This window comes from Sphingobium cupriresistens, assembly GCF_004152865.1.
GTDB classification, from domain to species: domain Bacteria; phylum Pseudomonadota; class Alphaproteobacteria; order Sphingomonadales; family Sphingomonadaceae; genus Sphingobium; species Sphingobium cupriresistens.
In genome coordinates this window covers 1-21979 of the sequence record NZ_SEOO01000047.1, presented here as the reverse complement: position 1 = coordinate 21979, position 21979 = coordinate 1, and the positions used below count along the sequence as shown (strand labels likewise).

The window sequence follows — 21979 nt, the reverse complement described above, 5'->3', positions numbered from 1 at the left end:
AAACCTTCCCGACTATGCTCTCGCCGGGCAATACCAGTCCATGCCACCATTCACTCCATCTTGTCGCAAAGACGGCTGAATCACAACATGCTGGTATTGCTCAACAACTTTCGGATCGGGCTCTAAGTCGAGGGGAAAGCTGCCATTGGCTGAAAGGAAATGGTTAACGTCCCACTATGAAACGACCGGCGGGCAGGGTTGAACGAGCGCAGGCGATGCAAGGCCCTTCGTCCTTTTCCAGCGACTCGATGACAAGCGCCGTCATGCGTATGAAAAATGGGCCTGGACAAGCGGCGAGCCGGAGATTGCCCGCTTGTGTCGGTCCGCGGCCATGGCTATGAGGCGGGCACAATCAAAGTTTGGGCGCCCGGAACATCAAGCGCCGGGGCCTTACGAGTCGGAGAGCCAGATGGCATCGGTCCTGAATTCCGATAAAGACGGCGATAAGCCGCCCAAATCGACTGTAGCGCTTCCTGCCGATTACCGGCCGTCGTCCGACGAAGAATTTATGAACCCGTTGCAGCTGGAATATTTCCGGCAGCGCCTGTGGGATTGGAAGAAGCAGATATTGGCCGAAGCGGAAGGGACGCTGGCCGTATTGCAGAACGAGCCGTTGCGCGAACCCGACCTGAACGACCGTGCATCGAGCGAAACCGACTGGTCGATCGAACTGCGCACCCGCGACCGGCAGCGCAAGCTGATTTCCAAGATCGACGCCGCTCTGCGCCGGATCGACGACGGCGAATATGGCTATTGCGAAGTCACCGGCGAACCGATCTCGCTGGGTCGGCTGGAGGCGCGCCCGATCGCGACGATGACGGTGGAGGCGCAGGAGCGCCACGAGCGGCAGGAAAAAATCTCCCGCGACGATTAACGCTTTTTCCATCACCGCGCGGTTAGGATGGCGGCCTTCACCGCTTTCCAACCGTGGGTTTTTGCATGAACGACGAACAGGATATTTCGGACCGGGGACCGGCGCGCGCCGCGCCTCGCGACAGCCTGTTCCTGCTGACCACGCTCAGCACGCCCGAAGGCGCCCAGCTCGGCAAGGCGCGCGTGCGTAATCTGTCGGCGACCGGACTGATGGCCGATTGCGAACGGGCTGTGCCTGCGGGCATCAAGATTATCTGCGATCTGCGCGGCATCGGCAAGGTGACCGGCATGGTGGCCTGGTCGCGCGATGACAAGATCGGCCTGGCCTTTGACGAGCCGATCGATCCCCAACTGGCGCGCAAGCCCGTTGGCGCCGCCACGCAGCAGACTCTGATGCCCGATTATCTGCGCACCACGCAGCACGGCGTAAAACGCCGCTGATCCTTTCCCATCTTGCCACATGCTAAAATGCCCCGCGAACCTGCCGGCTCTGGGGCATTTATGATTCCATTTCCCGAAGTTAGAGCGGTCGAGGCGGTCGGACGGGCGGTCTTTCGCCGCCGCGCCCTGACCTCCTCCCAGAGTGTTGCGCCAGCGATCAGTGCTGGGCCGCCAACTCCTCCTTCAGCCGCAATTTCTGCTTCTTGAGCGAGGCCACCAATATGGCGTCGGGCATGGGCCGACTCGATTCCGCCTTGATTCGGGCTTCAAGGCCGGCGTGCTTGGCTGAAAGAGCTGAAATGTGGCTATTTTCCATGACATTCTCCTTACGAGGGCGATGGATCACCAAATAAATCATGATTCGGATGGCTTGTCTCGCCTCGATTCGGGCTTTGCGGCGGGCTGCGTGAAAATTTGCGATGGTCCGCATCGTCACGGCGCGTTATCAAGCGCTGTTTGAGACGAGCGAAGTGGAGGCACAGGCGCGGTGAGCCGGGAAGACATCATGCGCCGACTGGAATTGCTGCGGGTCGAGCATCGAGATCTCGACAGCGCGATCGCCGCGCTGGTCACGGCCGGCGGCGGCGACCAGATGCAGGTCGCCCGCCTGAAGAAACGCAAATTGCGCCTGCGCGACGAGATCGCGATATTGGAGGATGCGCTGGTCCCCGACATCATCGCCTGATTGCCCCGCCGTCGAAGCGGCATTTTCGGTTAATGGTCCGCTAACCGATCCCAAATGGGACAAAGTCTGCCCGGACCGGCGCAACAGGCCTGACAAGGTTGCAAAAATATGGCAGCTCAATCCGATGCAACGCGCCGCCCTTCTTGATCCTGGCCTGCACCGCCGGCTGGTCGACGGACTCTATCTGGAAGCCATGATCATGGCGGACGAGGCGCGCGCCTATTTCGACGGCAGCGCTTCGCTCGACGACGGGGTGGACGATCCCCTGCGCCGGGTCGCCTTCGCTTGCGAATCCTTGAAAGTCACGACCCGTCTGATGCACATCATCGCCTGGCTGCTCAGTCAGCGGGCGTGGCAGCGGGGCGAGATCGAGCAGATCGATCTGTCGGACGAGAAATATCGGCTGGGTCGGGCATCGCACACCGACGCCGATCTGGCCGGCGCTTTCCCCTTCGCCGCCCGCGCGCTGATCGATGCGAGCCAGGAACTCTACGACCGCGTCGCCCGGCTTCAGGACCGGCTGGACGCAATGACCACCGCCGCCGCGACGGTCGGAATCAGCCCGGCGCGCGCGCTGATGGACCGGTTGAACACCGCTTTCTGACGATTGGCCTGTAATTGGCGGCGGTCGGCGTCTTCTGGGGCTGGCGTTTGCGCCCGCACTTGGTCTAGACCGGCGCCATGACCGATGGTTTGCGGATACGACGCCGCTCTTCAGGCCGCCCGTATGCCGCCCGGCTCCTCCTCGCGCCGCTGCTGCTGGCGGCGCCCGCCGCCGTGCGTGCGCAGCAGGAACCGGCGGCGGTCGCGCCGCAACAGGCGCTCGATGCGATGCCTGACATCGGCGTCGATTGGCCCGACATGGGCCAGCCCGACGCCATCGCGCCATTGCCCGAAGACCCGGTCGATACCGCCACGCAGGCCGGCGATCCGGCCAATCCCGCCGCGTTGGATGCCCAGATGATCGCCGATACCGCTCCGGCCGATGCGGATGACGCCGCCACCTTCGCCGATGCGGGCGAAGAGCGACGCTATACCGTGCTGTTGAGCGGCATCGATGCGATCGCCGACGCCCAGTTCACCTTGCGCTTCGACGAACTCTCGGCGCTGCGGCTGGGGCAGGGCAAGTCCGCCAACCTGGCCCAGATAAACCGGCGCATGAAGGAGGATCGCGAACTGCTCGACCGGCTGCTGCGCGCGAAGGGCTATTATGCCGCTCGCATCCGCAGCGCCGTCGCCGCCCCCCCACCAGGCAGCGATCGGCTGGCCGTCACCTTCGACATCATACCCGGCACCCAATATCTGCTGGAATCGGTCGATGTCACGGGCCTTGCCGAAACCGCGGGCCAAGAGGCGCGGCTGCGCGCCGCCTTCCCGCCCAAGGTCGGCGATCCGGTCGATGCCGACGTCATCCTGGCCGGGCGCGATGCGCTGGCGCTCAAATTGTCCGAAAGCGGCTTTCCTTTCGCCAGAGTGGACGAACCCGAAGTGCGGATCGACCATGAGGAGCGCAAGGGCGATCTGGACATCATCGTCGCGCCCGGCGGTTTCCGCCGGTTCGGCGCGATCCGCATGGACGACACCCGTTTGTTCGATGCCCATCACGCGCAGGAAATCGCCCGCTTCGATCCGGGCGACGCCTATAGAGCGTCCGATGTCGAGGATCTGCGCCGCGCCATCGTCGCTACCGGCCTCGTCTCCTCGGTCAGCTTGAAGCCGGTCGATACGGGCGATGGCGCGCATGTCGATCTGGCCGTCGATGTCCGTCCGGCGCCGCTGCGCACAATCGCGGGCGAACTGGGCTATGGCACGGGGGAGGGCTATCGTGCCGAAGTCAGCTGGCAGCATCGCAACCTCTTTCCGCCCGAAGGCGCGTTGACGCTGCGCGGCGTGCTCGGCACGCAGGAGCAGACGGCGTCCGCCACCTATCGCCGCAACAATTTCCACCGGCGCGACAATGTGCTGACCGGGCTGCTCTCGGTCAGCAATATCCGGCGCGACGCCTATGACGCGCGCACCATCACCGTCGCGGGCGGGCTGGAGCGCCAGACCAACATATTGTTTCAGAAGAATTGGGTGTGGCGGGTCGGCGCCGAACTGGTCGCGTCGGACGAAGCGGATGCCTTTTCTGGCGGCGCGCGGCGCACCTTCCTGATCGGCGCGATCCCCTTGAGCCTGACCTATGATGGCAGCGACGACCTGCTTAACCCCAGCAAGGGTTTCCGCCTGGGCGGCCGGATCAGCCCGGAATTGTCGTTCCAGGACACCACCTTCGGCTATGCCAAGGTGCAATTGGACGGCAGCGTCTATCAGCCGGTGGGCGAAAAGCTGGTCGTGGCCGCGCGGACCCGCTTCGGCACCATCCTGGGATCGACCGTCGATCAGATCGCGCCGTCGCGCCGCTTCTATGCCGGTGGCGGCGCGTCTGTGCGCGGCTATGGCTATCAGGCGATCGGGCCGCGCTATGGCGATGACGACGATCCGGTCGGCGGCAAGAGTCTGGCCGAATTTTCGCTTGAGGCGCGAGTCCGCTTCGGCAATTTCGGCGTCGTGCCCTTCGTCGACGCCGGCAATATTTCGACCAGCTTCCTGCCGCGCTTCCGCGACCTGCGGATCGGCGCGGGCATGGGCGTGCGCTATTACAGCAATTTCGGCCCGATCCGCGTCGATATCGGCACCCCGCTCAACCCGCAGTCGGGCGATCCCAAGATCGCGGTCTATGTCTCGCTGGGCCAGGCCTTCTGATGGCCGACGACGCCCCCGTCGATCCGGTCGCGCCGGTTCCCCCGCTTTCCACTCCGCGCCTGCGCCGCGCTTGGGACGGTCGATGGCAACGCTGGCTGGCCGGCCTGCTGGCGGCGCTGGGTATGATCGTGGCGGGCGCGCTCCTGTGGCTCGATACCGGCGGCGGGCATCGCTTCCTCGCCACCCGGATCGCGGCGATCAAGTCGTCGTCGGGGCTGCGCATAGAGGTCGGCGGGATAGAGGGCAGCATCTATCGCAAGGCGGTGCTGCGCGACCTCATCCTGTCCGATCCAAAGGGCAAGTTTCTGGAGGCTCCACGGGTCGAGCTGGACTGGTGGCCCTTCGCCTGGCTGTCCAACCGGCTCGACATCGACCGGCTGGTGATCCCGCGCGCGACTTTGCACAAACTGCCCAAGTTGAACCCGACCCAGCGGCGCGGCCCGATCTTGCCCGGCTTCGACATCAGGCTGATGGAATTTTCGGTTGGCCGGCTGGATATCGCGCCCTCCGTCACCGGCCGCGCGCAGGTCGCGACCATGGCGGGCGACGCCGATATTCGCGGCGGACGCGCCATCATCGATCTGGCGGCGCGCACGCTTGATGGCAGCGACGCTCTGACGATCGCGCTCGACAGCCGCCCGGATGACGATCGCTTCAAGCTGGACGTGACCGTCAACGCGCCCAAATCGGGGATATTGGCCGCGATGGCGGGGTTGAAGCAGGACGCCAATCTGCGCATCGGCGGCAAGGGCGGCTGGAGCCAGTGGGACGGCCGTTTGTCCGCCACGCTGGACGGCGCGCCTGTCGCCGATGCCGTGCTGGCCGCGCGCAGCGGCGCCTATTCGGCGCGCGGCACGGTGGAGGGCAATGCGATCGCGGGCAATGGCCTGTTCCGCCGCATCGCCGCGCCGCGCCTGTTCGTGCGGGCCAGCGGGACCATGGTCGACCGGGTGATCGACGGCCGCCTCTCGCTCCGCTCCGCGGCGGTCGATCTGGCCGCCGACGGCGCGATCGACCTGCGCAACAACGCGCTCGACAATATGCGAGTCGACCTGAAACTGACCCGGCCCGAAGCGCTGCTCAAGGATGTGCGCAGCCGAGACGTTGCAGCAAAGATTCGGCTGGATGGTCCCTTTGCGGGGCTGGGCTATGAATATTTGGTCACTGCGCGCCAATTGACCATCGACCGGGCGATCATCAACGATCTGCGGGCGGAGGGCAAGGGGCGCGTCACCCGGAATGGCCCTACAGTCATCCCCCTGCGGCTGCGCGCGCGCAGCGTCGATGGTCAGGGCGATCTGGTCGCGGGCATAGTGCGCAATTTCCAGCTTGATGGCGTGTTCCAGATCAAGGGGCAGCAGATCGTCAGCAACCCCATGGTGCTGCGATCGGACAAGCTGCGCGGCAAGCTGGTGGTGATCGCGGACTTGAAGACCGGCCGCTATGACGCGGGGCTGGACGGCGAGATCGCCAATCTCTTCATTCCCAACTTCGGCATCGTCGACCTGACATCCAAGCTGCGCGCCGTCCCGCGCGCTGATGGGGGCTTTGGCCTGTCCGGCAATGCGATGGCGCGGGTGCGGCGGCTGGACAATGAATTTCTGCGGACATTGGGGGGCGGCCTGCCGATTGTGCGCAGCGGGCTGGACCTGCTGCCCAACGGCGATCTGGGGTTGCGCGACCTGCGACTGGAATCGCCGCTGCTGACGTTGGCAGGGCAGGGCGTGCGCTATCGCGACCAGTCGCTGCATCTGGAGGGCGTTGGCCGCCACGGCCGTTACGGGCCGGTGAAGCTGACGCTGGACGGTTTGATCGACAAGCCGACCATCGACGTCACACTGGCCCGGCCGATGGACGCGCTGGGCCTGCGCGACGTGCGGGCGAAGCTTATCCCCGACGCCAACGGTTATAGCTATACCGTCAATGGCGGATCGACGCTCGGCGCCTTCACCGGCCGGGGCGTCATCCTGTTGCCGCTGGGTGGGCAGGCGGTGGTGCGGGTCGCGAGCCTCGCCGTGTCGGGCGTGACCGCCAGCGGCGATATCCGTCCCATTGCCGGCGGCCTGGATGGCCAGCTCAGTGTCCTGGGACCGGTCACCGGCTATATCAATTTCAAGCCGGTGGGCGTAAACCAGCAGGTGCAGCTCAAGCTGACCGCCAGCGACGCCAGCTTCGAAGGACCGACTATCATAGCGGTCCGGCGCGGTACGCTGGACGGCACCATCTTGCTCGACCCCACCGGCACCACCGTCACCGCGACGGCGCAGGCGCGGGGCTTGCGCGTCGGCGGCGTGCTGCTCGGCCGTTTCGCCGCCAATGCCGAACTGGTCGATGGCAGGGGCAAGATACGCGGCAGCCTGTCGGGCCAGCGCGGCCGCCTGTTCGATTTGCAGGGGGAGGCGGACGTCCAGCCCGACCGCATCCGCCTGACCGCTGGCGGCACCATCGACAAGCGGTCGATCCGCCTGACCCGATCGGCAGTGCTCACGCGCGCCGAAGATGGCTGGCGTCTGTCGCCCGCGACCATCGCCTATGCCGGCGGATCGCTGCAACTGGCGGGCGAACTGGGCGGCGCAGCGACGCATATCGAGGCGCGGATGCAGAAACTGCCTCTGGCCCTGCTCGACATCGCCTATGACAATCTGGGCCTGGGCGGCATGGCGACCGGATCGTTGAGCTACGCCCAGCCGCGCGGCGGCCTGCCCAGCGGCAAGGCGGAGCTGCGCATTCGCGGCCTTTCCCGCTCCGGCCTCTCGCTCAGCTCCCGCCCGGTCGATGTCGGCGTCAATGCCGTGCTGACCGGCGAACGGCTCGCCACTCGCATGGTCTTCGTCGCCGACGGCAAGACGATCGGCCAGGCGCAGGCGTTGCTCAATCCGCTGGGGACGGAGGGCGGTCTGGCGACGCGCCTCAACCGCGCGCCCTTCTTTGCGCAATTGCGCTTCAATGGCACGGCGGACACGCTCTGGCGGCTGACCGGGGTGGAGATCGTCGATATTGCCGGGATGGTTGGGGTGTCGGCCGACATGCGCGGCACGCTGGGCGAGCCGATCATCACTGGCACCTTCGCCACGGACAATGCCGCGATCAACAGCCCGGTGACCGGTATGCGCCTGAAGGACGTCAAGGCGCGCGGCCGCTTCTCCGGTGCGCAACTGGTCATTTCCAGCTTCGCCGCCACCGCTCAGAATGGAGGCACAGTCAATGGAACCGGCCGCTTCACCTTCAACGGCATCGCCGGCGTGGGCATGGACCTGAGCCTTCAGGCCGACAATGCCGCCTTGCTGGAACGCGACGATATCGCCGCGACCGTCACCGGCCCGATCACCCTGCGCTCCGATGGGGTAGGCGGCACGATCGGCGGCGACCTGATGCTCAACAAGAGCCGCTTCACCATGGGCCGCGCCGCCGCCGTGGCGCAAATCCCCGAACTCAAGGTGGTGGAAATCAACCGCCGTGGCGACGAGATCGAGCGGCCGCGCTCCAACGTCCCCTGGGCCCTCGCCATCAAGGCGCGGGCGCGCAATCGCCTGACCGTCACCGGCCTCGGCCTCGACAGCGAATGGCGGGCGGACCTCGACCTTGGCGGCACCGTGACCAATCCGGCCATCGCCGGCCGGGCGCAACTGCTGCGCGGCGGCTATGAATTTGCCGGACGCCGCTTCGAACTGCGCGAGGGCAATATCCAGTTTGACGGCCGGAGCCCCGTCAACCCGACGCTCGACATCAGCGCGGAGGCCGACGTCAGCGATCTCAGCGCCACTATCCATGTCGGCGGCACCGGCCTGAAGCCCGACATCAGCTTCACCAGCGTTCCCGCGCTGCCGCAGGACGAACTGCTCTCGCGCATCCTGTTCGGCACCTCGATCACCAACCTGTCCGCGCCCGAAGCGCTGCAACTCGCCTCTGCGGTCGGCTCGCTCCAGGGCAATGGCGGCCTCGACCCGATCAACGCGGTGCGCAAGGCGGCGGGCCTCGACCGGCTGCGCATCATCGCCGCCGACCCGACCCAGGGGCAGGGCACGTCGATCGCGGCGGGCAAATATCTGACGCGCAAGACCTATGTCGAACTCATTACCGACGGACAGGGCTATAGCGCCACCCGGATCGAATATCAGGTCACGCGCTGGCTCTCGCTGCTGGGCGCCATTTCCACGCTGGGCCGCGAAAGCGCCAACGTGCGGGTTTCCAAGGATTATTGATGTGACCAAAAGCCGGATCGACGCGGCCACCGCGATCAGCGTGACGGACCTGTTCACCATCGGCATCGGCCCGTCCAGTTCCCATACGGTGGGGCCGATGCGCGCCGCCCTGATGTTCATGGACTCGCTGCCCGCCCAGCCGCAGCGGGTGCAGTGCGAACTGTTCGGATCGCTCGCCCTGACCGGCCGGGGCCATGCGACCGACAGCGCCATCCTGCTCGGCCTGTCGGGCTACCGTCCCGAAGGCGTCGACCCCGACGCCATTCCCGCCGTCCTGGCCGCCATCCGCACCGACGGCCGCATTCGCGCGGGCAGCGCCGTCGATCATATGGTGCCGTTCGAGGAAGCCCGCGACCTGCTGTTCCGCATGGGCGACTTTCTGGAGGCGCACAGTAACGGGATGCGCTTCACCGCCTGGCTGGACGGGCAGGCTGAACCACTGGTGCGCGACTATTATTCGATCGGCGGCGGCGCTGTCCTGCCCGGCGCCGCCCCGACCGATGACGCAGCGCCGCTCGGCCATAATGTCGTCCAGCCCTATCCCTTCTCCTCCGGCGCGGAAATGCTGGCGCAGGGCGAAGCGACCGGCCTGTCGATCGCGACCCTGGTCCTGCGTAACGAAGGGGCGTGGCGCGTACAGGCGGAAACCGACGCCTTCCTCGACAGCGTCATCGACGCCATGAGCGCCTCGATCGACCGTGGCCTGGAGCAGGAGGGGCTATTGCCCGGCGGCCTCAAGGTCCGTCGCCGCGCCCGCGCGATCCACCAGCGGCTGCGACTGCAACAGGATGCGCTGGGGCCGGCGCAGATTTTCGAATGGGTCAGCCTTTTCGCGCTGGCGGTGAATGAGGAAAATGCGGCGGGCGGCCGGGTCGTCACCGCGCCGACCAACGGCGCGGCGGGGGTGATTCCGGCGGTGCTGCATTATTATCGCCGCTTCGTGCCGGGGGCCGATCGGGATGGTGAGCGCCGCTTCCTGCTGACCGCCGCGGCCATGGGCTTCCTCTACAAGAAGCGGGCCTCCATTTCCGCCGCCGAAATGGGCTGCCAGGGGGAGGTCGGCGTCGCCTGCTCGATGGCGGCGGCCGGGCTTGCCGCCGTACTGGGCGGCACCAATGGCCAGATCGAAAATGCCGCCGAAATCGGCATGGAACATAATCTCGGTCTCACCTGCGATCCGATCGGCGGGCTGGTCCAGATCCCCTGTATCGAGCGCAATACGATGGGCGCGGTCAAGGCGATCAACGCGGCCTATCTCGCGCTCCAGGGCGATGGCCGTCACATCGTCAGTCTGGACGCGGTGATCGAAACCATGCGCCAGACGGGCGAGGATATGGCCAGCCGCTACAAGGAAACCTCGCTCGGCGGCCTGGCCGTCAATGTGGTCGAATGTTGAAAATCGTTCCGGCGTTTCATCGCTCGATCGGCACGATTGCGCGGCGAATGGAGGTGATTTCGTGACATTAAGGTCACATAATCAACTGTTTATCTCCCGTTCATGAAACTAACTCGGCCGCTCCGGCTTGTGCGTCTCACCCCCTGAGAGAGGGGAAAGAATGACACACGGAGTATCTGTTATGCGTAAGTTGATGGTCGCAACCCTTCTGGCCGGCGCCACTGTCGCCACCCCCGTTTTCGCGCAGGATGTCGGCCCGACCTTCACCGGCCCGCGCGTCGAAGCGATCCTGGGCTATGATCGCACCGGGGCCGGCAGCGATGTGGACAATGACAATGGCAATGACGATCAGAATATCGACGGCCTGCTCTACGGCGTCGGCGCGGGTTATGACGTGAATTTGGGCAGCGCGGTCGTGGGCGTCGAGGGCGAATATACCGACTCCACCGCCAAGAGCAGCCGCACCGACTTTTCCGACCAGTTCGGCTTCGGCCGCGTCAAGCAGGGCCGCGACCTCTATGTCGGCGCGCGCGCAGGTATCCTGGCCAACCCGGCCACTTTGGTCTATGTGAAGGGCGGCTACACCAACACCAAGCTGGACGTGCTGGCCGGCGACAGCAATCAGGAAACCGACACCGCGTTCAAGCTGGACGGTTGGCGCATCGGCGCCGGCGTGGAGCGGGCGATTAACGCCAACACCTTCGCCAAGATCGAATATCGCTATTCCAAATATGAGGATGCCCACATCAACTTCGCCAATGGCGCGACCAGCGAAGAATTCGGTATCGACACCGATCGCCACCAAGTCGTCGGCAGCGTCGGCTGGCGTTTCTGATAATGGCCTGATCTCGTTCGCCCTGAGTAGGGTCTGAGCGAAGTCGAAGACCCGTATCGAAGGGCAGCCACGATCCTTCGATACGCCGCTTCGACAGGCTCAGCGGCTACTCAGGACGAACGGCGGTGACGTAGAAAAGGGGTCGGTCTTCGGATCGACCTCTTTTTCGCGGGATAGGACGTTGCCCCCTATCAGTCCGCGTGCAGGGCTGCTATTGACATCCATGTGAGTAACGCGATTCCCCACCGCTTCCCGATCGGCATCGATCCGATCGACATCGACTTCATGGGTCATGTCAACAATGCCAGCTACCTGAAATGGGTGCAGGCGGCGGTGCTGGACCATTGGCGCGCGCTGGCCCCGGCCGAAGCGGTCGCCCAGCATCTGTGGGTCGCGCTGAAACATGAGATCACCTATCGCAAGCCCACCTTCCTGGACGACGACGTCATCGCCACCGTCTTGCTGGAGAAGGTGCAGGGCGCCCGCGCCTTCTACGAAACCATCATCAAACGCGGCGAGGACGTCCTGGCGGAGGTCAAGTCAAGCTGGTGCTGCATCGACGCCAGCAGCCTGCGCCCGGCGCGGCTGACGCGCGAGGTGATCCAGCATTTCTTTGTTGGGGATGAGGACGAGGCGGTCGGTAGGCGTTTGCGCTGAAGTTGTTATAAGAGGCGGTTTCCTGCCATCTCCTCCCGCCCTCCCGCAAGCGGGAGGGGAATAAAGCGCCTCCTACAACGTCGCCTCAATCTCTCGCGCCGCCATATCCGGGTTCTCCGCCAGGCTGATCGGCCGCCCCACCACCAGGATCGACGCGCCCCGATCCAGCGCCTCGCGCGGGGTTACAGCGCGCTTCTGGTCGCCCAGCGCGCCGCCCGCAGGCCGCACGCCCGGCACCACGAAGAAACCGTCTGACCAGTGTTTCTTGACCGCTGCGACTTCCTCGCCGGAACAAACAATGCCGTCCAGCCCTGCGTTCTGCGCCAGGTCGGCCAAGCGCCGCACTTGATCCTCCGCCTTTCCGCCCACACCGATATCCAGCAGATCGCCATCGTCCAGGCTGGTCAGCACGGTCACAGCCACGACCTTGGTCTTCACCCCGGCCGCCGCCTTGGCGTCTTCCAGCATCGCCCGGCCGCCAGCGGCATGGACGGTCAGGATCGCCGGTTCCAGCAGGTGCAGCGCCTGCACCGCCTTCGCCACCGTGTTGGGAATGTCGTGGAGCTTCAGGTCGAGGAAGATCGGCAGGCCGAACTTCATCATCTCATGCACGCCATGATGGCCGTTGGCGCAGAAAAATTCCAGACCCAGTTTCAGCCCGCCGACATGATGCTTCACCTGTCCGGCCAGCGTCTGCGCCTTGGTCAGGTCGGGCGTGTCGATGGCGACATAGATGGGGCTGCTCATGCTGGTCCTGTGGTGCTTGGAGTGGTGGGGGCGAGCGGATCGGGCAGGCCGCCCATGACGGGCGCGTCCGGTATTATGGGGGGCGGTGGCGGCGCGGCGGCGGCGGTGGCGACGACCAGCGCCTTTTGCGTGCTGTCGAGCCGGCGCTTCAGACGCCAGCGGGTGGCCCGCGCCATGATCCAGAAGGGCAGCGCCCCCAGCAGGAATGCGCCGATCAACAATACGGGCAGCTTGGTTTCCATCACCATGTCGCCCCACAGGCGCACGGTCACGGGCACGTAGTTCGCCATGCAGAAGAAGGCGAGTCCCACGGCGATGACGACCCAGAAGGCTGTCCGCAAAAATTGCATAGGCTTAACCCTTCGCTGCTGCTTTGGGGCAGCTTAGGCGATCCCGCCGCATTTCGGAAGCGTCTGGTCGATTTTGTCGATGGCGATGGTCATGGTGATGCGCGCGGTGTCGCCGGGAGCCAAGGACGCCATGCCGCCGCGGTTGATCGCGTCGGGCATGTGGCTGACCGGCTCCAGACAGAAATCGTCGCTGGCGGGCGGACGATAGACATGCAGGCACTGGGCGCCGGTGGCCGTGAGCGTCAGGCGCAGGCCTTCACCGCGCCGGATCGTCGCGCTGCCGCTCCAGCCGGTATAGGCGTTGTCGACCAGCCTATCACCGCGCACGATGGCGGGGCGCGACCAGTCGCCCAGCGCATCGGCGGGAACTTGCCGATCGGGCAGCATGTCGGGGGTGGAGAGCCAAAGGCCGTCCGCGTCGAACTGGATCGTGGTGCCGGCATCCGCCAGAAAATAGGGGTGGAAGCCCAGGCCGGCGGGCATCGCGGCGTCGCCGAAATTGGTGATGGACAGCGACATGGACAGTTGTAGCGGCGTCACCGCGACCTGCTGCTGCGCCCGATAGGACCAGGGCCATCCGGCGCCGCCGTCATGGTCATGCACCAGTGTCGCAGCCGTTTCAGCTGTCTCGCTCGCTGTCCATGCCGTCCGCCAGCCAAAGCCATGGATGCTATGCGGATGGTCGCCGAAATTGAGCGGCAATTGATAGCTTCGCCCGTCGAAGGTGAAGCGCCCTTCCGCGATGCGATTGGCGTAGGGGACCAGCGGAAAGCTGGCCATGGCGAGCGGATCGCCGGTGCCGTCCGGCGCGCGGCGCAGCAGGTCCACACCGTCCAGCGTCAGACAAAGCAGCGATCCGCCGACAGCGGGGGAGAGGGCCGCTTCCAGCCCTCCCGCCCGCAAGGTGATGACGTCCTTGTTCAGCCTTCCATATCCTCAAGCTCGCGCCCCTTCGTCTCATGCACCATCTTGCGCACGAAGAAGAAGCTGATCGCTGCGAACAGCGCATAGCCGGTATAGGTCATAACCAGCCCCGGCGACACGGCGAGCGCCGGAAAACTGACCGAGATGGCGGCATTGGCGATCCATTGGGCGAAACCCGCGACAGCCAGGCCTGACCCGCGGATTTGATTGGGGAACATTTCGCCCAGCAACACCCACATGATCGGACCCCAGCTCAAATTGAAGAAGACCACATAGAGGTTCGCCGCGATCAGCGCCATCAGGCCGTTATGGCCGGGCAGGGACACCGCGCCATCCGCGCCGGTGACGGCGGTGGAGAAGGCATAGGCGACGATAGCCAGCGTCACCGCCATGCCGGCCGATCCGACCAGCAACAGCGGCTTGCGCCCGATTTTGTCGACCAGCATGATTGTGCCCAGGCACGCGCCGATCGACAGCACGCCCGACAGGATGTTGATCTGCAAGGCATTATCTTCGGAAAAGCCGACCGCTTCCCACAAAGTCGCGCCATAGTAAAAGACGACGTTGATGCCCACCAGTTGCTGGAAGACGGCGAGGCCAATGCCGGTCCACACGATCGGGCGGATCTTGCCGGTGGTCTTGCTGATGAGGTCCGACAGCTTGGGGCGATGATGGTCGGCGGACAGGCTGGCGCGAATCTCGCCGACCTTGCGCGCGGCCTCCAGCGACCCGAACAGCCGGGTCAGCACCGCCAGCGCATCGGCGTCGCGCCCACGCGCGACCAGGTAACGGGGGCTTTCGGGGATGGCGAGCAGCGCCAGAAAATAGATGGCGGCCGGTATCGCCTGCAACCAGAACATCCAGCGCCAGGCGGGATAGTCCAGCCACAGCGGCGCGGTGGAGCCGCCCGCATAGCGCGCCAGCACGAAGTTCGCGATGAACGCGCCGGTCAGCCCGGATATGATCATCACCTGCTGCACGCTCGACAGGCGCCCGCGCACATTGGCGGGGGTGACTTCGGAGATATAGACGGGCGAAATGACGCTGGCCGCGCCCACGCCCAGGCCGCCGATGATGCGCGCGAAGATGAAGATGGCCGAGGAACCGGCCGCGCCCGCCAGCAGCGCGCTGCCCAGGAACAGGATCGCGGACAGCATCATCACGCCGCGCCGGCCGATGATGTCGGCCATGCGCCCCGCGCCGAACGCGCCGATCGAGGAGCCGACCAGGATCGCGCCGACATTGACGCCGATGCCGAGTTTTCCCAGGTCGAAGGCCGCTTCCAGTCCCTTCTGCGTGCCGTTTATGACGCCTGAATCATAGCCGAACATGAATCCGCCGATCGTCGCCACTGCGACGATTGCGGCGACAAAGGCCATGTTGACCTTTTCCGCGCTCCCCTCATTCATCCTTACGCATCCTTCCATTTTTTATATCGTTGCGACATGGCCCGGCAGCCCCGCGACGTCGGGATCGAAGGCGAACAGATCGCCCGCCAGGGGTTGCTGTGTCAACGCTGTCATGTCCAGCCCCTTGCGCGCCGTCGTCGCATAGGCGGTGGACAGGTCGCCGCCGCCAAAGGCGATCTTGGTGATGTTGGCGACGGGGAAGCGCACTTCGCGCATCAGCGCGCCCGCCGGGTCGTAGCGGCGCACCGCCCAACCGCCGAACAGGCCGGTCCACAGGCAACCTTCGGCATCGATAGTCGGCCCATCGGGATAGCCTGCGTCGTCCTCGATCTTCGTAAACAGGGTCGTGTTGCCGACCGTGCCGTCGACACCCACGTCGGTGCGCCAGATGCGCTTGCCCAGCGTGTCGGTGTGATACAGGATACGGCCGTCGGGCGAGAGCGCCGGGCCGTTGGTGATCGATACTGCGGGCAATCCAGCCTCGACGCAGACGCCCTTGTGAACGCGATAGAAATATCCGCTTGTCGCTTCCTCCGCATCGTCCATAGACCCGAACCAAAGCGCGCCATCGGGCGCGACGCAGGCGTCATTCTGCCGATTGCCCGGCAGATGGCCTTCCGGGGCGTGCAGCAGGGTGAAGCTGGCGGCCGACGGGTCGAAGCGATGCACGCCCGATTGCATACCCACGGCGAATAGCCCGTCGTCGGTCGGCAATATCCAGCCGACCTGGCCCGGCGCGGCCCAACTGCGCCCGACGTCCAGCGCCGGATCATAGCGATGGATGCGATGCTGTTTGATGTCCACGAACCACAAAGCCGCGTCACGCGCGACCCAGACCGGCCCTTCGCCCAGCGTGGCGCCCACCGACAGGACGCTGTAGGGGGCAGCGTCCGCCATGTCAGCGCCAGCCGGCATCGATAAAATAATCATGGCCGGTGCAGTAGCGCGCATCGTCCGACGCCAGGAACATCGCCAGCGCGGCGACATCCGCCGGCAGGATGCGACCGTCCAGGCATTGGGCCGCGACGATCTCCGCTTCGCCTTCTGGCGTGTACCATTTTTCCTGGCGCGGGGTCTTCACATTGCCCGGAATGATGGTGTTGACGCGGATATTGTCACGGCCGAGGTCACGCGCCAGGCTGCGCGTCAGCCCTTCGATCGCGGCCTTGGCGGTCTGGTAGAGCGTCAGTTCGGGCAGGGCGAGGTGCCAGCTGATCGACCCGAAGTTCAGGATCACGCCGCCGCCCGCGCGCTTCATCGCCGGCACCGCCGCCTGCGCCGCGAAGAACAAATGGCGCAGGTTCACCGCCATCCGCTCGTCCCAATAAGCGGGCGTCACCTCTTCGATCGTGTGGCGGTCGTCATTGGCGGCATTGTTGATGAGGATGTCGATCCCGCCAATCTGCGCTTCCACCTTGCCGATCATGGCCTGCACCGCTTCGATGTCGCGCAGGTCGATAGCGTGGAAGATTGGGGCGACGTCGGCGTTCTGGAGACGCGCGACGAGCGCCTCGCTCTCGGCCACGGCAATGTCGCAGAAGGCGACATGCGCGCCCTGGCCGACGAACGCCTCGACCAGCCCCGCACCGATGCCGCTGCCGCCACCGCTGATGAAGACCCGCTTGCCCTTCAAACTGGGGTAGATGGCGCTCATGCGGCGGGGTCTTTCAACAGGTCGCGCGCAGCGAGATTGGTCATCAACGCCACCAGGCCATAGGTCCAGGGCGCAGCGTCCTTCGACGTCACGACCGTGTTGACCAGCTTGCCCAGCCGCGGGGTGGAGATGGCGACGACATCGCCGACCTTGTGGGTAAAGCCGCGGCCCGGATCGTCGCGGTCTTGCACCGGGGCGAAAAGCGTGCCCAGGAACAGCGCGAAACCGTCGGGATATTGATGTTCGCTCAGCGTCTGGCGCACCAGTTCCAGCGGATCGCGGCTGATCTGGTTCATGCTGCTCGCGCCTTCCAGCCTATAGCCTTCGGGACCGTCGATGGTCAGCTCGACTTCGGCATTGCGCACATCGTCGATCGTGAAGTCGCCGTCGAACAGGCGGATGAGCGGGCCGAGCGAACAGGAGGCGTTATTGTCCTTCGCCTTGCCCAACAACAGCGCCGAGCGCCCCTCGAAATCGCGTAGGTTGACGTCATTGCCCAGAGTCGCGCCGATAGCGCTCCCAGCGGCATTGGCGATCAGCACTATTTCGGGTTCGGGATTGTTCCAGGTCGAATCGGAGCGGATGCCGATCTGCGCGCCCGCGCCCACGGTCGACAGCACCGGCGCCTTGGTGAAGACTTCGGCATCCGGGCCGATCGCGACCTCCAGATATTGCGACCACAGGCCATCTTCGATCAGCGCGGTCTTGAGCGCGGCGGCTTCGGGCGAACCGGGCGCAACGGCGCGGATCGAACCGCCGACCCGTTCCTCCAGGCGGCTGCGAATGTCCGCAGCGGCGCTGGCGTCGCCGCGCGCTCGCTCCTCGATCACCCGCTCGATCGCGGACAGGGCGAAGGTGACGCCGCACGCCTTGACGCATTGCAGGTCGACCGGGCTGAGCAGCGGCAGGTCGAGCGTGTCCAGCGGCCCCAGTGGTTCGCCAGCATCGGTCGCCAACGGCAGTTTTTCGAGCAGTTGCGCCACGGTCGGCGCGACCCGGCTCATGTCATGGGCGATGCCTTCGCGCACCAATATGGGGCTGGGGCCGTCAGCCGTCAGAATGCGACCGACGAACAGGCCCGCGCGCCAATCGGCGGGTAGGCAATTGGCCAAGGTCATGGCAAGCAAGGAGGAGTCCCCCGGCATCATCAACTCCTAAAGGAATGGTTGTAATTGATAGCGCTACCAACATGGATCGGCGTCCGAAGTCAAGAGGGCGCGCGCAAAATGCAAAAGGCGACGAAGAGAAGCAGTTCCGGCTTTTCGTGGCCGCTGCTTTGGGGCATAGCGTTAAGGACCATGAGCAAGCCTGAAGACAGCGCGCCGTCCGTCGGCGCAGACGCCGCACAGCCCACAGTTCCTGCCGCTGAAAAGGCGAAGGAAAAGGATAAGGTCGATCTCGCCACTGCGGCGATCAAGTCGGCTGGCAAGGGCGTTTGGGCTGGCGCCGCCGTCGGTATCGGTTCCGCCGCGATCGTCGCAGCATTACTCTATACCCGCAGAAAAGGCTGAGTGCGCGCTGCTCTGGCGGTGCGCTCATTCACTCTATTCAGACGAAAAAAGAGGCGGCATGGCCTTCGCTCCATGCCGCCTCCGGGCGCGACCCTTCAGGCTCTATGTCCCCCGCCTTCGTGACAGGGTGGGGAATGATAGACTTTAGCCTGCGCCACCGCTCAGATAACTCACCAATTCCGGCTTGCTGATCGTAACGCTCTTGTCCTTGTCGGCGGTCGTGAATGCGCCGCTGGCCCAAGCCGTGACTTGCTCGGCCGGCAGGGTGGAGCCCGTCGCCTTCATCTCCTGATCCTTCAACGCCACCATCCAGCGCGAAAATTCCGACTGGTCGAGTTGCCCATCACTATTGGCGTCATAGGCGGGAAATTCGCTGTCCACGATCGATGCGACGGTGGTGGTGGCGTTGGCCGGCGCGGCGGGCGTCGCCGCCTGCGGCGCGGCAGGCATTGCCGGAGTCGCGGATTGCGGGGCGGCCGGAGTCGCGCCCTGATCTGGCGCCATGCCCTGCTGCGCCATCGCTGGCGCGGCTATGACGAGAGCGGTCGAGAATAAAAATGTGCGTATCATGGTAATCTCCTGTCACCTTGGAATGTGTCGGGGCGACTTGTGTTTCCGACTGTCTGGATATGCTGTGGTAATAATGGATGGCGACTGGCGAATGTTCCTGAACGTCCATTCATGTTCATGCTTTCGTCTTGAAAATATACTCGGTTCGTCGGGCTTCGTCATTTTGGACGGCGTTGACTGTTGTGGATCGCTCTTCGCCCCTTCCCGATTTGCCCCGAAGGGGCGACGCTGCTAGTCGCGCGGCGACATTCCCTCTCCAACCGCAGGATTCGCCCATGGTCCCCCGCTATTCTCGCCCCGCAATGACCGCGCTCTGGGAGCCGGAAGCCCGTTTCAAGATCTGGTTCGAGATCGAGGCGCACGCGACGCAGAAACTGGGCGAACTGGGCGTCGTCCCGCCGTCCGCGGCGAAGGCGCTGTGGGACTGGTGGGCGACCAATCCCGCCATCGACGTCGCCGCGATCGACGCGATCGAGGCCGTTACCAAGCATGACGTCATCGCCTTCCTGACCTGGGTCGCCGAACAGGTGGGCGACGAAGCGCGCTTCATGCATCAGGGCATGACCAGCTCCGACGTGCTCGACACCTGTCTGGCCGTGCAACTGGCCCGCGCGTCAGACATCCTGATCGAAGATCTGGACAAGCTGCTGGAAGTCATCAAGCGCCGCGCCTTTGAACATAAGTTGACGCCGACCATCGGCCGCAGCCACGGCATTCATGCCGAACCCGTCACCTTCGGCCTGAAAATGGCGGAAGCCTATGCCGAGTTCAGCCGCTGCAAGACCCGCCTGATCGCGGCGCGCGAAGAAGTGGCGACCTGCGCCATTTCCGGCGCGGTCGGCACCTTCGCCAATATCGATCCGGCGATCGAGGAGCATGTCGCCGAGAAGCTGGGCCTCGCCATCGAGCCGGTTTCGACCCAAGTGATCCCGCGCGATCGCCATGCGATGTTCTTCGCCACGCTGGGCGTCATCGCCTCGTCCATCGAGCGCCTTGCCGTCGAGGTCCGCCATTTGCAGCGCACCGAAGTCTTGGAGGCCGAGGAATATTTCTCGCCCGGCCAAAAGGGTTCGTCGGCAATGCCGCACAAACGCAACCCGGTGCTGACCGAAAATCTGACCGGCCTGGCCCGCGTCGTGCGTGCGGCCGTCGTGCCCGCTTTGGAAAATGTCGCGCTGTGGCATGAGCGCGACATCAGCCATTCGTCGGTCGAGCGCTTCTTTGGTCCCGACGCCACCATCACGCTCGACTTCGCGCTGGCCCGCCTGACCGGCGTCATCGACAAGCTGCTCATCTACCCTGAGCGGATGATGAAGAATTTGGACAAGATGGGTGGCCTAGTCCACTCGCAGCGCGTGCTGCTGGCGCTGACGCAAGCGGGCGTCAGCCGCGAGGACAGCTATCGCTACGTCCAGCGCAACGCCATGAAGGTGTGGGAATCGGACGGCCAGCTATCGCTGCTGGAACTGCTGAAAGCCGACGTCGACGTCACCGCCGCGCTGCCGGTTCAGGAGATCGAGGACAAGTTCAACCTCGATTATCATTTCAAGCAGGTCGATACGATCTTCCGCCGGGTGTTCGGCGAGGCTTAAAACAACACCCCTTCGCTTCGAGCGAAGTCGAGAAGCGGCCAGCGCCGCGCTTATCGTTTCTCGACACGCTCGAAACGAACGGATGATGATGTGTTACCGCCCACCCAATCGCGGGCGCATCCTCGGCGCGGCGTCCGATTGCCGGCGGATCAGCGCATGGTCCAGCACCAGATGCTCCGCCGCCTCCGCGTCGCCGCTGCGCCGCCCCTTCAACTGCCGCACCAGCACTTCCACCGCCGCGCGCGCCATCGCGCTGATCGGCTGGCGGATTGTGGTCAGTTCCGGCCAGATCGTCGTCGCCAGCGAGGTATCGTCGAAGCCGCAGACGGTCAGGTCGCCCGGCACGTCCAGCCCGCTGCGATGCGCGATCGCCACGGTCGCGGCGGCCATGTCGTCATTGCTGGCGAAGATGGCGGTCGGCGGATCGACCAGCGCCAATATATGTTCGGCCGCGTCCAGCCCCGACCGATAGGTGAAATAGCCCTGCGCGATCAATTCGTCCTGCACTGGCAGGTCCGCTTCGGTGAGTGCGGCGACATAGCCCTCGAACCGGCGGGCGCTGGCGCTCTGGTTCGGGTTGCCCTTGATGAAGCCGATGCGGCCATGGCCCAGCGCGATCAGGTGGCGGGTCATTTCATAGGCGGCCTGCCGATCGTCGATGCTGACCGCCGCCAGCGCCGACGGCGCGCGCCCGGTCGCCACCGCCACGGCGGGGATGCCGGCCTTGCCCAGCGCCTCCACCATCTCGTCCAGGTCGCATAGCGGCGGCGGCAGGATCACGCCGTCGATCCGCCCGCGTTGCAGATGGGCGACGACCGATGCGATCGATGTTTCCTCGTCCCATTTCTCCACGACCAGGTCGACGCTGCTGCGGCTCGCCTGGTCCAGGCTGCCGACCAGAAATTCGCTGAGATAGGAGGAAGAGGGGTTGGAATAGAGCAGGCCGATCCGCGTTTCGTCGCCGCCCGCCAGCGTCCGGGCGGCGGCGCTGGGGGCATAGTTGAGCGCGGCGATCGCCGCATCCACCTTGGCTCGCGTGGCCGCCCGCACGACCTGTTCGCCGTTGATGACGCGCGACACGGTCATCGGCGACACGCCGGCATGGGCGGCGACATCGTTGATCGTGGGCGCGTTGCGCTGGCGGCGCGATGATCGTGTATCGCTCAAGGCGGTTATGCTTTCGTTGGAATGAAGTCGCTGTCGAAATGGGTGCGACATCATCCATCAATATTAAAGCGAAAAATCAGTTATGGCCCGGCGCTGTAGATATCAGCGCTGATTGGCACCGTTCTGTCAGCGCTAAGTGACACCGATCACGAGGGTGCTGCGTGCAGCTTCCACCACGTCGTCAGTGATCGCGTTCAGGCCGTTGATCCTCAGGATGCGCT

21 protein-coding genes are annotated in these 21979 nt (G+C 65.0%); 11 read left to right on the top strand and 10 right to left on the bottom strand.

Features of this window, described 5'->3' with window-relative positions; genetic code table 11:
• Positions 1 to 409: 409 nt before the first annotated feature.
• Together dksA and EWH12_RS19065 are read left to right on the top strand one after the other, a co-directional pair.
• Complete coding sequence (dksA, locus tag EWH12_RS19070) at positions 410 to 874, top strand: RNA polymerase-binding protein DksA (protein ID WP_066601271.1); 465 nt, start codon at positions 410 to 412, stop codon at positions 872 to 874.
• A gap of 65 nt (positions 875 to 939) precedes the next feature.
• Positions 940 to 1314, top strand: coding sequence for a PilZ domain-containing protein (locus tag EWH12_RS19065; RefSeq protein WP_129927509.1), 375 nt, complete (start codon positions 940 to 942; stop codon positions 1312 to 1314).
• A gap of 157 nt (positions 1315 to 1471) precedes the next feature.
• Here EWH12_RS19065 and EWH12_RS19060 read toward each other — a convergent pair whose 3' ends face one another.
• The gene (locus EWH12_RS19060) at positions 1472 to 1630 is read right to left on the bottom strand and encodes a YdcH family protein (protein ID WP_082679101.1); all 159 of its coding nucleotides are present in this window, start codon (positions 1628 to 1630) and stop codon (positions 1472 to 1474) included.
• A 189-nt stretch (positions 1631 to 1819) separates the two neighbouring features.
• Here EWH12_RS19060 and EWH12_RS19055 point away from each other — a divergent pair, with 189 nt between their 5' ends.
• The 7 genes from EWH12_RS19055 (at position 1820) to EWH12_RS19025 (ending at position 11834) form a co-directional block, all read left to right on the top strand.
• Positions 1820 to 1999 (top strand): YdcH family protein, encoded by a 180-nt coding sequence (locus EWH12_RS19055; protein WP_066605112.1) that lies wholly within the window; start codon positions 1820 to 1822, stop codon positions 1997 to 1999.
• A gap of 124 nt (positions 2000 to 2123) precedes the next feature.
• Positions 2124 to 2603, top strand: a complete 480-nt coding sequence (locus EWH12_RS19050; protein WP_066601277.1) for a DUF1465 family protein — start codon at positions 2124 to 2126, stop codon at positions 2601 to 2603.
• 77 nt (positions 2604 to 2680) lie between these two features.
• Positions 2681 to 4744: an autotransporter assembly complex protein TamA gene (locus EWH12_RS19045; RefSeq protein WP_129927508.1), complete on the top strand. Its 2064-nt coding sequence runs from the start codon at positions 2681 to 2683 to the stop codon at positions 4742 to 4744.
• On the top strand, positions 4744 to 8946 hold the full coding sequence (locus tag EWH12_RS19040) for a translocation/assembly module TamB domain-containing protein (RefSeq protein WP_129927507.1): 4203 nt from the start codon (positions 4744 to 4746) through the stop codon (positions 8944 to 8946). Before EWH12_RS19045 ends, EWH12_RS19040 begins: the two co-directional genes overlap by 1 nt.
• A 1-nt stretch (position 8947) precedes the next feature.
• A complete protein-coding gene (locus EWH12_RS19035; protein ID WP_129927506.1) occupies positions 8948 to 10342 on the top strand; it encodes an L-serine ammonia-lyase in 1395 nt (464 codons plus the stop codon).
• 181 nt (positions 10343 to 10523) lie between these two features.
• Complete coding sequence (locus EWH12_RS19030) at positions 10524 to 11177, top strand: outer membrane protein (protein ID WP_066601283.1); 654 nt, start codon at positions 10524 to 10526, stop codon at positions 11175 to 11177.
• Between the two features lie 225 nt (positions 11178 to 11402).
• Positions 11403 to 11834: an acyl-CoA thioesterase gene (locus EWH12_RS19025; RefSeq protein WP_066601284.1), complete on the top strand. Its 432-nt coding sequence runs from the start codon at positions 11403 to 11405 to the stop codon at positions 11832 to 11834.
• Between the two features lie 72 nt (positions 11835 to 11906).
• Here EWH12_RS19025 and pyrF read toward each other — a convergent pair whose 3' ends face one another.
• The 7 genes from pyrF to EWH12_RS18990 are packed head-to-tail and all read right to left on the bottom strand — an operon-like array spanning position 11907 to position 18063.
• Positions 11907 to 12581, bottom strand: coding sequence for an orotidine-5'-phosphate decarboxylase (pyrF, locus tag EWH12_RS19020; protein WP_129927505.1), 675 nt, complete (start codon positions 12579 to 12581; stop codon positions 11907 to 11909).
• The gene (locus EWH12_RS19015) at positions 12578 to 12931 is read right to left on the bottom strand and encodes a lipopolysaccharide assembly protein LapA domain-containing protein (protein WP_066601286.1); all 354 of its coding nucleotides are present in this window, start codon (positions 12929 to 12931) and stop codon (positions 12578 to 12580) included. The genes pyrF and EWH12_RS19015 overlap by 4 nt, the downstream gene beginning before the upstream one ends.
• Positions 12932 to 12964: 33 nt before the next feature.
• Entirely contained in the window at positions 12965 to 13834 is an 870-nt protein-coding gene (locus tag EWH12_RS19010; protein WP_129927504.1) for an aldose 1-epimerase, read from the bottom strand.
• Positions 13835 to 13851: 17 nt separating this feature from the next.
• Positions 13852 to 15264 (bottom strand): sugar porter family MFS transporter, encoded by a 1413-nt coding sequence (locus tag EWH12_RS19005; protein WP_066601288.1) that lies wholly within the window; start codon positions 15262 to 15264, stop codon positions 13852 to 13854.
• 21 nt (positions 15265 to 15285) lie between these two features.
• Positions 15286 to 16161, bottom strand: a complete 876-nt coding sequence (locus EWH12_RS19000; protein WP_129927503.1) for an SMP-30/gluconolactonase/LRE family protein — start codon at positions 16159 to 16161, stop codon at positions 15286 to 15288.
• Between the two features lies 1 nt (position 16162).
• Entirely contained in the window at positions 16163 to 16918 is a 756-nt protein-coding gene (xylB, locus tag EWH12_RS18995; RefSeq protein ID WP_066601290.1) for a D-xylose 1-dehydrogenase, read from the bottom strand.
• Complete coding sequence (locus EWH12_RS18990; protein ID WP_129927512.1) at positions 16915 to 18063, bottom strand: fumarylacetoacetate hydrolase family protein; 1149 nt, start codon at positions 18061 to 18063, stop codon at positions 16915 to 16917. Before EWH12_RS18990 ends, xylB begins: the two co-directional genes overlap by 4 nt.
• Positions 18064 to 18144: 81 nt before the next feature.
• Between EWH12_RS18990 and EWH12_RS18985 the strand changes: the two genes are divergently transcribed.
• Complete coding sequence (locus tag EWH12_RS18985) at positions 18145 to 18429, top strand: hypothetical protein (RefSeq protein ID WP_242496125.1); 285 nt, start codon at positions 18145 to 18147, stop codon at positions 18427 to 18429.
• A 144-nt stretch (positions 18430 to 18573) separates the two neighbouring features.
• On the opposite strand, the gene EWH12_RS18980 is transcribed toward EWH12_RS18985, so the two are convergent.
• Positions 18574 to 18999, bottom strand: a complete 426-nt coding sequence (locus EWH12_RS18980) for an EF-hand domain-containing protein (RefSeq protein WP_066601293.1) — start codon at positions 18997 to 18999, stop codon at positions 18574 to 18576.
• Between the two features lie 275 nt (positions 19000 to 19274).
• Here EWH12_RS18980 and purB point away from each other — a divergent pair, with 275 nt between their 5' ends.
• Positions 19275 to 20591, top strand: coding sequence for an adenylosuccinate lyase (purB, locus tag EWH12_RS18975; RefSeq protein WP_129927502.1), 1317 nt, complete (start codon positions 19275 to 19277; stop codon positions 20589 to 20591).
• Positions 20592 to 20684: 93 nt separating this feature from the next.
• Here the strand turns inward: purB and EWH12_RS18965 are convergent, their stop codons facing one another.
• Positions 20685 to 21758: a LacI family DNA-binding transcriptional regulator gene (locus tag EWH12_RS18965; protein WP_066605124.1), complete on the bottom strand. Its 1074-nt coding sequence runs from the start codon at positions 21756 to 21758 to the stop codon at positions 20685 to 20687.
• Between the last annotated feature and the right edge of the window lie 221 nt (positions 21759 to 21979).